General features: G+C 32.1%; 12 protein-coding genes. 8 read left to right on the top strand and 4 right to left on the bottom strand.

What is annotated here, in order from left to right:
- Positions 1–455: 455 nt before the first annotated feature.
- The gene (gene mqo, locus ACF91D_RS16635; protein ID WP_107512697.1) at positions 456–1,934 is read left to right on the top strand and encodes a malate dehydrogenase (quinone); all 1,479 of its coding nucleotides are present in this window, start codon (positions 456–458) and stop codon (positions 1,932–1,934) included.
- Positions 1,935–2,765: 831 nt separating this feature from the next.
- On the opposite strand, the gene ACF91D_RS16630 is transcribed toward mqo, so the two are convergent.
- Both ACF91D_RS16630 and ACF91D_RS16625 read right to left on the bottom strand, forming a co-directional pair.
- The gene (locus ACF91D_RS16630) at positions 2,766–4,151 is read right to left on the bottom strand and encodes a sensor histidine kinase (protein WP_107527758.1); all 1,386 of its coding nucleotides are present in this window, start codon (positions 4,149–4,151) and stop codon (positions 2,766–2,768) included.
- Positions 4,144–4,818: a response regulator transcription factor gene (locus ACF91D_RS16625; protein WP_107527757.1), complete on the bottom strand. Its 675-nt coding sequence runs from the start codon at positions 4,816–4,818 to the stop codon at positions 4,144–4,146. Before ACF91D_RS16625 ends, ACF91D_RS16630 begins: the two co-directional genes overlap by 8 nt.
- Positions 4,819–4,968: 150 nt before the next feature.
- Here ACF91D_RS16625 and ACF91D_RS16620 point away from each other — a divergent pair, with 150 nt between their 5' ends.
- Both ACF91D_RS16620 and ACF91D_RS16615 read left to right on the top strand, forming a co-directional pair.
- Entirely contained in the window at positions 4,969–6,021 is a 1,053-nt protein-coding gene (locus tag ACF91D_RS16620; RefSeq protein WP_107527756.1) for an ABC transporter permease, read from the top strand.
- The gene (locus ACF91D_RS16615; RefSeq protein WP_107527755.1) at positions 6,021–6,689 is read left to right on the top strand and encodes an ABC transporter ATP-binding protein; all 669 of its coding nucleotides are present in this window, start codon (positions 6,021–6,023) and stop codon (positions 6,687–6,689) included. Before ACF91D_RS16620 ends, ACF91D_RS16615 begins: the two co-directional genes overlap by 1 nt.
- A gap of 94 nt (positions 6,690–6,783) precedes the next feature.
- Here the strand turns inward: ACF91D_RS16615 and ACF91D_RS16610 are convergent, their stop codons facing one another.
- Positions 6,784–7,755: a YdcF family protein gene (locus tag ACF91D_RS16610; protein WP_107527754.1), complete on the bottom strand. Its 972-nt coding sequence runs from the start codon at positions 7,753–7,755 to the stop codon at positions 6,784–6,786.
- Between the two features lie 204 nt (positions 7,756–7,959).
- Between ACF91D_RS16610 and tcaR the strand changes: the two genes are divergently transcribed.
- The 3 genes from tcaR to tcaB all read left to right on the top strand — a co-directional run bounded on the left by tcaR (position 7,960) and on the right by tcaB (position 11,624).
- On the top strand, positions 7,960–8,424 hold the full coding sequence (gene tcaR, locus ACF91D_RS16605) for a MarR family transcriptional regulator TcaR (RefSeq protein WP_107527753.1): 465 nt from the start codon (positions 7,960–7,962) through the stop codon (positions 8,422–8,424).
- A gap of 304 nt (positions 8,425–8,728) precedes the next feature.
- On the top strand, positions 8,729–10,120 hold the full coding sequence (tcaA, locus tag ACF91D_RS16600) for a membrane-associated protein TcaA (RefSeq protein WP_119624451.1): 1,392 nt from the start codon (positions 8,729–8,731) through the stop codon (positions 10,118–10,120).
- Between the two features lie 292 nt (positions 10,121–10,412).
- Positions 10,413–11,624, top strand: a complete 1,212-nt coding sequence (gene tcaB, locus ACF91D_RS16595) for a putative multidrug effflux MFS transporter TcaB (protein ID WP_107527392.1) — start codon at positions 10,413–10,415, stop codon at positions 11,622–11,624.
- Between the two features lie 187 nt (positions 11,625–11,811).
- Here the strand turns inward: tcaB and ACF91D_RS16590 are convergent, their stop codons facing one another.
- Positions 11,812–12,360: a TetR/AcrR family transcriptional regulator gene (locus ACF91D_RS16590; RefSeq protein WP_107527393.1), complete on the bottom strand. Its 549-nt coding sequence runs from the start codon at positions 12,358–12,360 to the stop codon at positions 11,812–11,814.
- A gap of 130 nt (positions 12,361–12,490) precedes the next feature.
- On the opposite strand from ACF91D_RS16590, the gene ACF91D_RS16585 reads away from it, so the two are divergent.
- Positions 12,491–13,138, top strand: a complete 648-nt coding sequence (locus tag ACF91D_RS16585) for an HlyD family secretion protein (protein ID WP_042739325.1) — start codon at positions 12,491–12,493, stop codon at positions 13,136–13,138.
- A gap of 13 nt (positions 13,139–13,151) precedes the next feature.
- Entirely contained in the window at positions 13,152–15,044 is a 1,893-nt protein-coding gene (locus ACF91D_RS16580) for a DHA2 family efflux MFS transporter permease subunit (RefSeq protein WP_107527394.1), read from the top strand.
- Positions 15,045–15,065 lie beyond the last annotated feature (21 nt).

Here is a 15,065-nt window from a genome sequence, read left to right as displayed (position 1 = left end):
TAAGTCGTAGTTGGAAATGAGATTTGTTTATTAGAGGTGGGGGTATGTTGCATTTTTACACTTGAATAGGGTTAATGTTAAAAATTGAGATTATAATCAGTTTGAATTTCAACAAAAATTTCTGTGAATTTAAGCGGATTTAAATAGTGAAGAAGTGCATGATGACAGTGTTTAATGTATTTTTATTCATATTCTTTAGTTTACACTTATCAACAAAAATTGTGTAGAATTTCCGAAATCTCTTTTTTCATTCGACAATTACGTATATAATTAGAAGAGTATGGAAGAGAATATCGTATAGCGATGTTCTTTTTATTATATATAATAACGAAATGTGCTTTTTTATTTTTTATCTATAGAAAACGCTTTATTCAGCTAGTGGAAGTGTTTGTTTTCTAAGTTTTAGAAATAGATAACGTTCTATAATCATATATAAAAGGGGGACTGTGTTTGTTATGAGTACAATACATAGCAAAACAGATGTCATCTTAATTGGTGGCGGAATTATGAGTGCAACATTAGGAACTTTATTAAAAGAACTAGCACCTGAAAAAGAAATTAAGATGTTTGAAAGATTGTCTACACCAGCAGAAGAAAGCACAAATGCATGGAATAATGCGGGCACGGGTCATTCTGCGTTATGCGAATTGAACTATACAAAAGAAAACAAAGATGGATCTATAGATATTGAAAAAGCGATAAAAATAAATGAGCAATTCCAAATTTCAAAACAATTTTGGAGCCATCTCGTTAAAAAGGGTCAACTTGATCATCCAGAATCATTTATCAAACCGGTACCACATATGAGTTTTGTACAAGGTGTTAAGAATGTTGATTTCTTAAAAAGACGTGTTGAACAATTAAATAAAAATGTGTTGTTTAGCAATATGGAAATTACAGATAATAAAGAAAAAATTGCTGAATGGACACCACTTATCATGGAAGGTCGTACGTCACATGTTCCTATGGCAATTACATATGATAAAACAGGTACAGATGTAAATTTCAGTGCGTTGACTAAAAAATTATTCGATAATTTAGCTGATAAACAAGTTGAATTAAATTATAAACATCAAGTTGAAGATTTAAAGCAACGTAAAGATGGTGTATGGGAAGTTAAAGTGAAAGACTTAACTTCAAATGAAGTTAAAATATATGAAAGTGACTTTGTCTTTATAGGTGCAGGTGGAGCAAGTTTACCATTATTACAAAAAACAGGTATAAAAGAATCTAAACATGTCGGCGGCTTCCCTGTAAGTGGCTTATTCTTAGTTTGTAGAGATGAAGCGATTACTAAGAAACACTTAGCGAAGGTTTATGGTAAAGCTTCTGTTGGTGCGCCACCGATGTCAGTGCCACATTTAGATACACGTTATATTGATGGCAAGAGAACACTATTATTTGGACCGTTTGCTGGTTTCTCACCTAAATTCTTAAAGACGGGTTCTAATATGGATTTAATTAAGTCGGTTAAACCAAATAATATTATTACAATGTTATCTGCGGGTGTGAAAGAAATTAATTTAACGAAATATTTAATTTCACAATTAACGTTATCAAATGAAGAACGTATGGAAGATTTAAGAACGTTTGTACCAAATGCCAAAAGTGAAGATTGGGAAGTAGTTGTTGCTGGACAACGTGTTCAAGTGATTAAGGATACAGAATCTGGTAAGGGTACTTTACAATTTGGTACTGAAGTAATCACATCAGAAGATGGATCACTATCAGCATTATTAGGTGCATCGCCAGGTGCGTCTACTGCTGTAGACATAATGTTAGATTTATTGAAACGCTGTTATAAGGATGAATTTTCAAATTGGGAAGGTAAAATTAAAGAAATTATACCTTCATTTGGACAAAGATTATCAGAAAATGAAGCCTTATATCGACAAGTTAATGAAGAAATTAAGCAGAATTTAAAAATTGATTAATAACTATGAGTTTGTCACAGTGTTAATAACAATTGATGGCACTTGTATAGCTGATAATTATATGAGTTTGGGAGATAAATCCTAGAAAAGAGTCTTGGTCAGTAGTCTTTCAGACTAAAATAAAAACGATGATTTTTACATTTTCACAGTAAAAATCATCGTTTTTTCTATTATTTTCAAATTGATTATCACTTAGTGCTATTATTTTTCTTATGTCGTCTTTCATTCTCATGAATGTTGCATCGTGGTCAGTTTTAGTGTAATGATTTCATTTTCTCAATAATTTCTAACTGCTTTTTTATTTATTCTTACGATTAATAATATCTTTGAATTCATTTAACTCGTTATTTATTTCTTGTTTTATCTCAGAGATAATGTCTGTTTCGATTAATTCATTATAAAGTCACTTGATCAATCAATCCATAATTGGATTCACTCTAAAGCGATGAATCGTTCTATAAGAAGGCGTTTGATTTTGTACTAAGAATACGATCAGTTAAAGTGCTTTAGATTCTCTGTCCGGAAGAAATCGATTGATTGCGAGACACCTGAGGGAGCAGGGTGCGTGTCGAGACCAAGGCTCGACCCATCCCCCTAGGTAAGCGAGCAATCACAATACGGCGTATTGATACTGGGTAATTATAACCTAGACTCTTTCGTTTACAATATTGTGGTTTGTTGACGCTCTAACTTTAGTAAGCGCATCAAATATCTTCTACAACAATTAAGGTTTGTTAAGTATTTTCTTCTATAAATATTTGACCTATATTAAAGATTTATAGGAATACGCTCAAAATAAGAAAATTTGTAAGTTTGTATAACATAATTAATTTAATCTGTATGCCTTGTGTTATTACGAGGTAATGAGATGGTAAAACTAGTGCCAAATTGCGGTTTGCTGTCTACCTTAATTGTGCCATCATGCAATTCAATAATCGCTTTAGTTATTGCCATGCCGAGCCCGTTACTATTATCATTACTACGTACTTTAAAGAAACGTTCGAATAGCCTTTCTTGTGTTTCTAGTGACATGCCTTCGCCTTCATCTGTAATAGAACAAATAATCTCATCTTGAGTTGATGTTAAATTAATTTCTATTACGCCATGTTGATGGGAATATTTAATCGCGTTAGTAATGATATTTTGAAATGCTTGATGTAACAAACGTTCATTTCCAACCAATGCAACTGTTGCTAATTCTGTCATAATCATTAATTCCTTTTGATTTGCGGAAAATTGCTCATGACGAATAATATTTTGTAATAAATCCTTTAACTGAATGGTGTCTGTAAAGGTTAAGTGCTCAGCATTATCCAACTCTGATAATAATAGTAGTGCTTTTGTTAGGTCGCTTAAACGTGTTGTAATTTGATGAATTTCATCAATATAGTGATTAGCAGTTTCATGGTCTTTACTATGCTTTAATTGATCCAATAAATGATGGATATGTGTGAGGGGGGTCTTAATCTCATGGGAGACATTTTGCACAAAGTACTGTCTCATATCGTCGAGTTGCTTAAGTGACTGACGCATAGTTTCAAAACGATATTGTAGTGTTCCTAATTCATCATGCCTAGTAATTCGAATCGGTTTACTGAAATCGCCATTCATCAAATATTCAGTTGCTCTTTTGAGTTGTTGTACAGGTTTTATAATGGAATAAGTAGATGTGATGGTGAGAATAATTGATATAAATAGTAACAAGCTAATTAATATAGCTAAAAAAATTCTGAATTCACCAAACGTTTTACCAATATCAGGTCTCATAAAGACCGCTAAATGTTGTTTATGCGATTTGAATTGTACTCCGACAGTATTTTTAGTCGTGTTATCAAAAAATCCTGTCACGATTGGATTATATGGAAGATGTTTAATTCCATGATATGCCTTACCGTCTAAAACTTCCTTAATTGCTTGTGTAGAAACATTATCTGTACGAAAGCTTTCTCCATAAAAATGCTTCTCACCTGAAGACGAAACGGTCATAATTTGATAATTCATTTCTCCTAGATGCTTAAAGTAAGGTTTCAAGTTACTCATATTGGCATCTTGTTGAAAACTTTTTGCATCTTTAAGTGTGCGCATAATTTTAGCATCGTTATTGGCTTTAAGCGTATTATGATAAATAATATTTGTTATGAAAAAACTGATAATAGCACTTAATAGCATGACAACAATCGTATAAATTGCAATTCTAATGTACAGTGATTTAAACATAATCTGTCACCTTATAACCTAAACCGCGAACAGTTTGAATTTTTACGGATGTTTGAAGTTTCTCTAAACGTTTTCTGAGTCTTTTAATATGGACATCCACGGTTCTTTCATCACCCGCATAGTCAAATCCCCATATTCGTTCAATTAAGTCATCCCTATGAAATACCTGTTTAGGGTGAGAAACCAACAGGAATAATAATTGAAATTCTTTATTAGGCAAATACATAGTTTTTGAATTGGCTGTAATTTCTAAATAAGCTTGATTTAAAGTTAAATTGCCAAAAGTTAATTCATTTTGAGCATTGATATTATAACGTTTAAGTACCGCTTTAATTCTAAAGATTAATTCCTTAACTTCAAAGGGTTTCGTAACATAATCGTCAGTTCCGGTTAAATAAGCTTGTTCTTTATCACTCAAGGCATCACGTGCAGTGAGCATGATTACCGGTAATTGATAATCTTCCTTTAAGTGCTGGCATAATTCAAATCCATTCATGCCATCCATCATAATATCAACAATAGCAATGTCGACTTGATTATGCTCTAAATATTTTAGGGCAGATTCAGCATTTTCATGGACTGCTGTATCTATACTTTCATGCTTAACATGTTTAGCTACATAATCTAAGATTTGTGTATCATCATCAACGATTAAACAAGTGGGCATCTTTTATGTCTCCTCCATTAGTTTATTGTAATTATAAACATAACTATAACTACTAAACAAATTTCTAAATATGCACATCAGTTCATATTGAGTTCATATAAGCGTTGTAACTTTATTAATATAACAACGAATAGGGAGTGAATTTTCAATATGAAACTTGCATGGAAAGAAATGAAATATTATAAATTTCGTTATATTTTAATTATGTTTATCATTTTGTTACTTGCAACAATGGTGTTATTTATTAGCGGACTTGCTCAAGGTTTAGCTAGAGAGAATGTGTCACTATTGGATAATATGAAAGCACAAAAATTTGTGATGGAGGACAATAAAAAACCACAATTAGAACAATCCAATATTCAACACCACAAACAACAAGAGATTGAACAAGTCACTAACCAACAACCATTACAACTTGCCTCACAAACATTGAAATTAAATGATGATGAAGAGACAGTTACGATGATTAATTTGTTAGAACAAGACAAACCTCAATTAATTAAAGGTAGTTATCCAACGAAAAATAATGAGATAGCAATTAATGAAAAACTAAAGGCACAAGGTCTGACTATTGGTGATCAAGTGCAATTGAAATCAGGCACAAAGTTAAAAGTTACCGGCGAGATAAACGATACGATGTACGCACACAGCTCAGTTGTAGTGATTTCAAATCAAGGGTTCAACAAATTAAATACAAAGACGAGTACGGTTTATCCATTAATAAATATATCTAAAAAAGACCAACAAGCATTGGAAAAAATATCTGGTATAGCTATTAATGATAAGGCAGATGTTAAAAATGCGATACCAAGTTATCAGGCAGAACAGTCACCATTAAATATGATGGTAATCAGTTTATTTGTTATTTCAGCAATTGTACTTACAGCTTTCTTCTATGTAATGACAATACAAAAGACCGCTGAGATAGGTATATTAAAAGCGATTGGTATAAGCACACGTCATCTCATCAATGCATTATTAGTACAGATTATTGGAACGACAATGGTTAGCACTATTGTTGCGATTGGGATTATTTTACTATTATCTACCATAATGCCAGTGACGATGCCATTTCATATTACATTATTAAATTTATTATTAGTATTTTCGGTATTTATTGTAGTTGCTGTGATAGGAGCATTATTATCTTTAATTAAATTATTTAACGTGGATCCAATAGAAGCTATAGGGGGAAGAGAATAGTGAGTTTAATAGTTAAAGAAGTTCATAAATCATTTGGTAATGGATCATCAGAAACGCGTGTTTTAAAGGGAGTTAATTTTACTGCAAAAAATGGACAATTTATTATATTAAATGGTTCTTCAGGTTCGGGAAAGACAACGTTACTAAATATATTGGGTGGATTATTAACGCAAAGTGCTGGTGAAATTATATACAATGACCAAGCAATGTATAGTGATTTGAAGAAGGCGAGTAGCATGCGTTTACATGATATAGGATTTATCTTTCAATCCTCACATTTGATACCTTATTTAACAGTAGTAGATCAACTAGTCACTGTAGGGGTTGAAGCGGGAATGTCTAAACGAGAAGCAAAGGAAAGGGCACGACAACTATTAACACGTATTGGTTTGCAACATCGGTTAGACGCTTATCCTAATATGTTATCGGGTGGAGAGAAACAAAGAGTTGCAATTATGAGAGCGTTTATGAATCAACCGAAGTTAATTCTAGCTGATGAACCAACTGCTAGTTTAGATGCAAAACGTGCAACAGAAGTAGTTGAAATGATCGCTAATGAAGTTAAGACGCAAGGGTTAATTGGAATAATGATTACACATGATCGACGCTTATTTTCATATGCTGATCAGTTAATCGAATTAGATGAAGGCAAAGTGATTTCAAATTAATCAAAAATAGAGTGTTTGCGTTATTGTGAAATAAATAAGAGGTTGAGACACAATCGTTATTCTAATGTAATAACGATGTCTCAACCTCATTTTTTTACCAAGTTGGAATATGCCATAAAGCCATGATGCAAATAAAGAATAATGAAGCAAAATAGATTGTTAAAATGAATTTATATTGGTACATTAACGCTAAAAAGTCTCTGACTAAGGCGATTTCTAAGAAGTGATAGGGTGTATGACTACCTGCACCAGAGAGTTTTAAGTGGAATTTTTGTCCAAATCTCAGTGCACGTAATATATGGAATTGGCTCGTGATGCAAATGATAGACTTTGACTTATCTTGTATGTTGTTTAATAGTGCGGTTGTGTACTGAATATTTTCAAAGGTACTCGTAGATCGGTCTTCCATAATGATTTGAGATTTAGGTACACCATGATCAACTAGATATCTACTCATTGCTAAGGCTTCGGATATTGGCTCGTCTGGACCTTGACCGCCACTGACAATCATTGTTGCTGTTGGATGTTCATTAAAAATATCGAGCGCTTTATTGAGTCGTTCTGCTAACATTGGTGTAACGCGTTCTGTGAAAATACCAGCTCCCAATATAAGTATTATATCAATTTCTTTGTTAAGCGATACTCTTGAGAAACTTGATGTACATACGGCGTAACATAAAAATGCATAAATAGTACTAAAAGCAATAGCAGCTAGCCAATAAAAGATAGCATTAAACGCAATGGGTATTAAAGAGATATATGCACAAGCAGCAGCAAATAAACCAACTTTATAAATGATTTTTCCAAGACGCTGTAAAAATAAGCGACCTGCAGGAATATGTCTTAAATGATTGTGTCTATAGCAAAGTGTCGCTATACCGATTGCCATAGCTATTAATAAAGCAATGGGGTATGTGTGAGCGCCAATGTTAATTATTATAACGATAAATCCTAATATTACCTGGGTAATAAAAAAATTAAGACGAACGAATAGATTAATATTAAAAGTCATGCCAATGCATATGACAATAATCATAAAGGTTAATAATATAGGGAGTATGTTCATGTGTCACCTCGAATTACAATTGTATATTTAATGTAAGTTATACCGCTTAAATTAGCAAATGTAATTATTATTTTAGACCGAATGTATGGAAAATTTGTAGAAATTAACGATTCTTATGAAAAGGTTTACAATATTAGTTATATAAATGTATATTTGAATAAATTAGAATAAGGGTAATAACAGGGGATACAGAGGTGACGAAAAATGGTAAAAGATATAAATAACCATATTGAATTTATGAAAGAATTTTTAAATGATATTAATACATTATTAGCAAATCTATCTATTAAAATACGTGAAGAATATCATGTCTCTAAAGAACAGGCATATGTTATTAGAATGTTAGAACATGAGAAGGCATTGTCATTGACTGAAATAACTGAGAGACAAGGTGTAAATAAAGCTGCAGTAAGTCGCAGAATAAAGAAACTCATCAATGCTAGATTAGTACAATGGGATAAATCAGAAGAAAGTATGGATCAAAGAATGAAATATATCAAGCTTACGGAATTGGGAAAGCAATTTAATGTTGAAAGCAAGCAAATCATTAGTGATATTGTGGGTAATCTTTCCAGTGATTTGTCAGATGAACAAATAGAACAAGCACGCTATGTTTTAGAAATAATTGATTATAGAATAAAGCAAGTTAATATTGAGAATAACTATTAGTGAAGGCAAATATAATTTAGTTTACTTATGATATATTTTGTAGCGATTGAAGTTTAAGTGACGATTGGCGCTTATTTATAAAGTGACAATCGTTTTATTATACCAGTTTATCACTTCTTTAAGACTAAATACGTATATCAATTTTTACGGATTAAATTTATAATAAAAAAGGATACCTATAGAAATTACTTTTTGGCAATGACATTACAAATAACTAACAATCTATAGAATGATATAGTTTCACGTTGTGTTATGTTAAAATAACGAGATAGTGTAAAAAATTCAGGATTATAGAGGTGATAAAATGCAAAAATGTCCTGAGTGTGGGGGAAATATGCGAGATGGACAAAGAAAATGTCGTCATTGTGGCCATCGAATTAAAGGGCGAGCGAATGATAACGAAATGACGAGAGCAACTAAAGAAAGTAATTCTACATCTAATTTGAAAATACGTAAAATTATACCCTTTGGAATTGCATTTTTTATCATTGTTTTACTTATTATTATTTTCTTTTTGGTTAGGAACTTTAACTCTCCTGAGGCTCAATCTGAAATATTAATCAATGCAATTGAAAATAATGATACGCAAAAGCTTTCTACGTTATTAAGTTCACAAAATAATAGTGTTGATGAAAATGAAGCAACAGCATATATAAAATATATTAAAAAAGAAGTCGGTATGAAGCAATTTGTTAAAGACGTCAATAGCAAGATTACTAAGCTTAATAAGAGTTCGACGAAAGAAGCGGGCTTTGTAACAGCTAAAAATGGTGAGAAGGTATTGCGAATTAGTAAAAATGGACGCCGCTATTTCTTGTTCGACAATATGAGCTTTACTGCACCAACGAAAGAGGCAATTGTTAAGCCGAAAGACGATACTACATATAAATTTAAATCACAAGATAAACAAAAAACTGTAGTAGCTGATAAGAATAAGACGACTTCCTTAGGTAAGTTTATTCCAGGTGATTATGAACTTGATGCTAAAAAGGAAATGGAGAATGGACAATTCAGTGGTCAGTTGAAATTTAACTTTAACAATAGTAATAATGAAACAATTGACGTTACTGAAGACTTTAATGAAGCATACATTCAAGTAGAATTGAATGGAGCTAGTAACATTGATAAAAATACAGTTAAAGTCAAAATAAATGATAAGACCTATAAATACAAAAAGGATAAATCATATGGTCCATATCCAAAAACACAAGAAGTTACGATTTCTGCAGAGGGACAAGCTAAAAAGAAAACATTTAAGTCATCTGCAACAACTGTAAAAACAGATAATCTTCGTGATAATACCCATGTTTCATTGAATTTTGATGAAGATGAAATTGATAAATATGTAAAGAAAAAAGAGAAAGAAGAAAACAGTTTTAGAAATAAGGTTGTTAATTTTTTCGGTAAATATACAACAGCACTCAACAGTGCAAGTAGTCAAAATGATTTCAGCGTAATATCAGATTACTTAAAGAAGAATTCAGCAAACTATAAAGAAACTAAAAAAGATATAGCATCTCAAAATGCTTTATATATTCAACAACCTCAGATTACTGATATCATACGTGTTGGAAAAACATTTTATGTGACAGGTCAAACCTTCAAGGCGAATGGTGAATATGGTAATGTTAACTACGAATTAGAAGGTAGTAAAGATGCTGATGATTTAAAGGTAGTAAATTATAGTGAATCATAGTTGAAAACATACTCAGAATAGTGGTGAAGTTGTCTATAACAATAGGTAACTTCGCTACTATTTTTTATATTACAAGTTTAGAACAAAGTGAATAATTATATACAATCAACTGAAATGAAAACTTTTTTGAATATATTGTAGTAAGGTATTTAAAAAGTTATACGCTAAAGATATAATTAATAGCAATTAACTGTTGAATGGAAATTTGAACTACAACAGTACGACAAAATAATATACTTCAAATAGGCTGTAGAAACATTGGCAGCCTAAATTTATTTATAGGAGCGTTTAAATGGATAAAACACAAGAAACTCAAAAGCAATCTTTATTGTTTATTATCATACTTGGTGCTTTAACAGCCATTGGTGCATTATCTATTGATATGTTCTTACCAGGTTTGCCTCAAATACAGTCAGACTTTAATACGACAACTTCAAATGCACAACTGACACTTTCATTCTTTATGATAGGTTTAGCCTTAGGGAATTTATTTGTTGGACCGATTTCCGATGCCATTGGTAGAAAGCTCCCATTAATGATAGCAATGCTACTTTTTACATTAGCCAGTATTGGTATTATCTTTATTGATAATATTTGGATAATGGTCAGTTTACGATTTGTTCAAGGATTTTGTGGAGGAGCTGCGGCAGTCATTTCACGAGCAATCTCTAGTGATTTGTATAGTGGAAAGCAACTTACTAAATTCTTAGCATTACTCATGTTAGTTAACGGTGTCGCACCAGTCATTGCCCCTGCATTAGGTGGGGTGATCCTATCATTTGCCTCTTGGAGAATGGTGTTTGTCATTCTTACACTATTTGGTATAGCTATGTTGGCGGGCACTGTATTTAAAGTAACGGAATCATTACCAATAGACCATAGAGACAGCCCGCATCTATTAAGTATTTTTAAGAACTTTAAAGATTTACTTGTTACTCCGCGTTTCGTCTTACCTATGTTGATTCAAGGCGTGACCTTTATAATGCTTTTTAGTTACATATCAGCTTCGCCATTCCTAACACAAAAGATTTATGGATTATCAGCTCAACAATTTAGTATTATGTTTGCTTGTGTGGGAATTAGTTTAATTATTTCTAGTCAGGCTACAGGAAAATTAGTAGATTATATTGAACGTTTAGTACTACTGAGAATATTGACTATAGTACAACTGATAGGTGTGGCATGGGTATCCATTACACTATCAATGCATTTGAGTATCTGGTTATTATTTATTGGATTTATTATTCTTGTTGCACCTGTTACCGGTGTGGCTACTTTAGGATTTTCAATTGCAATGGAGGAACGAACAGGCGGTAATGGCAGTGCTTCTAGTCTATTAGGTTTAGTGCAATCATTATTAGGTGGTATTGTCACGCCATTAGTAGGTTTATTTGGAGAAGCAAACTTCATTCCATATGTGAGTATCATTATCATATCTGGTATATTATTGATTATTTTACAAATTTTGAATTATTTTGTATTCAAAGCAAAGCAACCGCAATAATAATTAAGAAACCGAGTATTGTATTCAGATACAGTACTCGGTTCTTTTATGTTGTGTTGTACTTATAAACCATCCAATACTTCTATATAAACTAATTATATAGAAGTATATTGTCATATCTTATGAGCTTAAATTTGAGTTGCTGTAATTTATACAACCTCTTTATACACACGATGTTTGTTTATGATTATCGCCTTAGTTTAATGGCATTAGCCAACAGGATTTGTGCAAGTTCGTCGGGTGATTCTTTACAATCCTCTCTAATCCAATAATAAATAAGTCCGATTTGTCCACCTACTGCATAGATTACAAATTGCTTTTTATTTAAAACATTTGTGTAATTATCCAGTAACTTTGTATAGGTTTCCTTTGTTTCGTGGACATAATCTGAAAATAAATCTCGATTAGGATGAGTGACTAATATGGCATGGAAGAAACCATAGTGTCTCTGAATGTAAGTTAAAATAACTTTGAAGAATTTATATAATTTATAGTGGTCAATTTCAACATCTTTAAAGCTATCGTAGAATGCGTTTAATAATTTAGTATATTTGTCTAAATGATATGTTTGAATGGTTGTCATTAAATCATATTTATCTTGGAAATAATCATAAAAGGTAGTTCGATTAATGCCACTATATGCACAAATCATCTTGATGGTTATATTTTCAAATGGTTGCTCTTCTAAGAGGATAATCATATTTTTTATTATTTTATATTTTGCGTTTCGTTTCATGTTTCCTCCCTCTAAAAAGAACAAAAAATGACCTACCCAACACATTTAAAATAACTGTTGGTGTTTTTTTGATTTTCATGTCTCTATAATATATAAAGTGAATTTTAAAAGCAAATAGGAGGAAAGAGTAATGAAGAAAATGGTATTAATCAATGTCATTACCATTGTAGTTCTTGTGATTTTAGGAGTAGTAGGTTTCCATTTTTATAATCAAGCTACAAGTTATGTAAGTACAGATAATGCCAAAGTTGATGGCGAACAAATTAAAGTTTCTGCCCCAGCTTCTGGTGAAATTAAATCTTTCGACGTGAAAAACGACGAAAAAGTGGATAAAGGTGACAAAGTCGCTAAAATCGCAGTTAAAGGCGATGATGGACAAGCTCAAACAATGTCTATTAAAATGCCTCAAAACGGTACAATCGTAAAAACGGATGCTATGGAAGGTTCTATGGTTCAAGCAGGTTCTCCAATAGCATATGCTTATAATTTAGATGATTCTTACATTACTGCCAATGTTGATGAAAAAGATATTGCAGATGTTGAAGAAGGTAAAGATGTTGATGTAAAACTTGACGGTGAAGATGCGAAACTTAAAGGTAAAGTTGAAGAAGTCGGTAAAGCAACAGCTTCTAGCTTCTCATTAATGCCTTCATCAAATAGTGATGGTAACTATACAAAAGTTTCTCAAGTAGTACCTGTGAAAATTTCACTTGATTCAAAACCATCTAAAAATGTTGTTCCAGGAATGAACGCTGAAGTCAAAATTCATAAAAACTAAGGGGGGTCTATAAATGACAATGGCCTTCATTATTATTTACGTAGTCATAGCGCTCATTCTTGTTGCTTTGATTAATTTAGTTGTTGTAAAAAACAGCAAAAGAAAGTCAAAACGACAATTGGAACAAACTAAGCATAGTAAGCATGCTTCAAATGAAAGTTATCAATCTAAATTTAAAGTGAATGACGACCATGATTCTAAAGAATCAAATGTAGCATCATCTTATAAACAAGATGTAGAAGATGATCAAGATAAGGTTGAAGCAAATCCAGCTCAATCTATAGCATCGACTGAAGATAACAGACAAACAACAACAGATTCAGACCATGAGCAAATTAACCCTAATTCAGAAGAAGCCCAAGTAAATGAACAGTTAAAACAAAAACATAGTTCATTTATGTTCGGTAAAGGGACATCTCAAGGTAAAGTATTAATCGCAATGATATTTGGTATGTTTATTGCGATCTTAAACCAAACACTGTTAAACGTTGCATTACCAAAAATCAATACAGATTTTAATATTTCTGCGAATACTGGTCAGTGGTTAATGACAGGGTTTATGTTAGTGAATGGTATTTTAATACCAATCAGTGCGTTTTTATTTAATAAATATTCTTATAGAAAATTATTCTTAGTTTCTATGACATTATTTACAATAGGTTCTCTAGTTTGTGGACTATCAGGTTCGTTTACAATGATGATGGTCGGACGTGTCTTACAAGCAATTGGTGCTGGTGTCTTAATGCCACTTGGTACTAATGTATTTATGACAATCTTCCCACCAGAAAGACGTGGGGCAGCAATGGGTATGTTAGGTATAGCGATGATATTAGCACCAGCAATTGGTCCTACATTATCAGGTTATATCGTTGAAAACTATCACTGGAACGTAATGTTCTATGGTATGTTTATTATTGGTTTGGTATCACTTGCAATCGCATATATTTGGTTTAGAGTGTACCAAGTTACTACAAATCCAAAAGCCGATATACCAGGTATTATATTTAGTACGATTGGTTTTGGTGCATTGTTATACGGCTTCAGTGAAGCAGGTAATGATTCATGGAGTTCACCAGTAGTTGTTATTTCATTAATCGCAGGTGTTGTATTTATTGCAGCATTTGTAATTCGAGAAGTAACTATGCGTGTGCCAATGCTTGATATGGCAGTATTAAAATATTCAGGATTCACGCTTACTACAGTAATCAATATGATTGTTACGATGAGTTTATTTGGTGGTATGATCCTATTACCATTATATTTACAAAACTTAAGAGGATTTACGCCAGTACAATCAGGTTTATTATTACTACCAGGTGCATTAATTATGGGTGTTATGGGACCTATCGCCGGTAGATTACTTGATTCAATTGGTATTAAACCATTAGCATTAGTAGGTACAGCAATTATGACCTATGCTACATGGGAGTTAACAAAATTAAACATGAATACGACTTATGGTCATTTAATGTTAATTTATATTGTTCGTTCATTTGGTATGAGTTTTATCATGATGCCAATTATGACAGCAGGTATGAACTCATTACCACAGCGTTTAATCGCACATGGTAACGCGTTAACAAATACGTTAAGACAATTAGCAGGTTCAATTGGAACAGCATTGTTAGTTACGGTAATGTCTACTCAGACAACACAACATATCGCTTCATACAGTCAAGCATTAGATAAAACAAATCCATTTATTAAAGATAGACTACAAGAAATGTCACAAGCATTAGGTGGAGAACAAATGGCAACACAAAGTGTGTTAGAATTTGTTCAAAAATTAGCCTCTATTAATGGTGTTAACAGTGCCTTCTTAATCGCAACAGGATTAAGTGCGTTAGCATTTGTCTTGAGTTTATTCTTAAAAGGTAAATCTCATTATATGTCAAATGAAGAATAAGTATTAAAAAACAGGAAGACT

Source organism: Staphylococcus sp. 231237_7MaSpsaltlick, from assembly GCF_043107035.1.
The sequence above is the reverse complement of the archived record's forward strand: the minus strand, read 5'-3'. Positions and strand labels throughout refer to the sequence as shown.

Coding starts and splice junctions, on each gene's coding strand:
- mqo (WP_107512697.1), top strand. CDS start 456: ATGAGTACAATACATAGCAAAACAGATGTCATCTTAATTGGTGGCGGA.
- ACF91D_RS16630 (WP_107527758.1), bottom strand. CDS start 4,151: ATGTTTAAATCACTGTACATTAGAATTGCAATTTATACGATTGTTGTC.
- ACF91D_RS16625 (WP_107527757.1), bottom strand. CDS start 4,818: ATGCCCACTTGTTTAATCGTTGATGATGATACACAAATCTTAGATTAT.
- ACF91D_RS16620 (WP_107527756.1), top strand. CDS start 4,969: ATGAAACTTGCATGGAAAGAAATGAAATATTATAAATTTCGTTATATT.
- ACF91D_RS16610 (WP_107527754.1), bottom strand. CDS start 7,755: ATGAACATACTCCCTATATTATTAACCTTTATGATTATTGTCATATGC.
- tcaR (WP_107527753.1), top strand. CDS start 7,960: ATGGTAAAAGATATAAATAACCATATTGAATTTATGAAAGAATTTTTA.
- tcaA (WP_119624451.1), top strand. CDS start 8,729: ATGCAAAAATGTCCTGAGTGTGGGGGAAATATGCGAGATGGACAAAGA.
- tcaB (WP_107527392.1), top strand. CDS start 10,413: ATGGATAAAACACAAGAAACTCAAAAGCAATCTTTATTGTTTATTATC.
- ACF91D_RS16590 (WP_107527393.1), bottom strand. CDS start 12,360: ATGAAACGAAACGCAAAATATAAAATAATAAAAAATATGATTATCCTC.
- ACF91D_RS16585 (WP_042739325.1), top strand. CDS start 12,491: ATGAAGAAAATGGTATTAATCAATGTCATTACCATTGTAGTTCTTGTG.
- ACF91D_RS16580 (WP_107527394.1), top strand. CDS start 13,152: ATGACAATGGCCTTCATTATTATTTACGTAGTCATAGCGCTCATTCTT.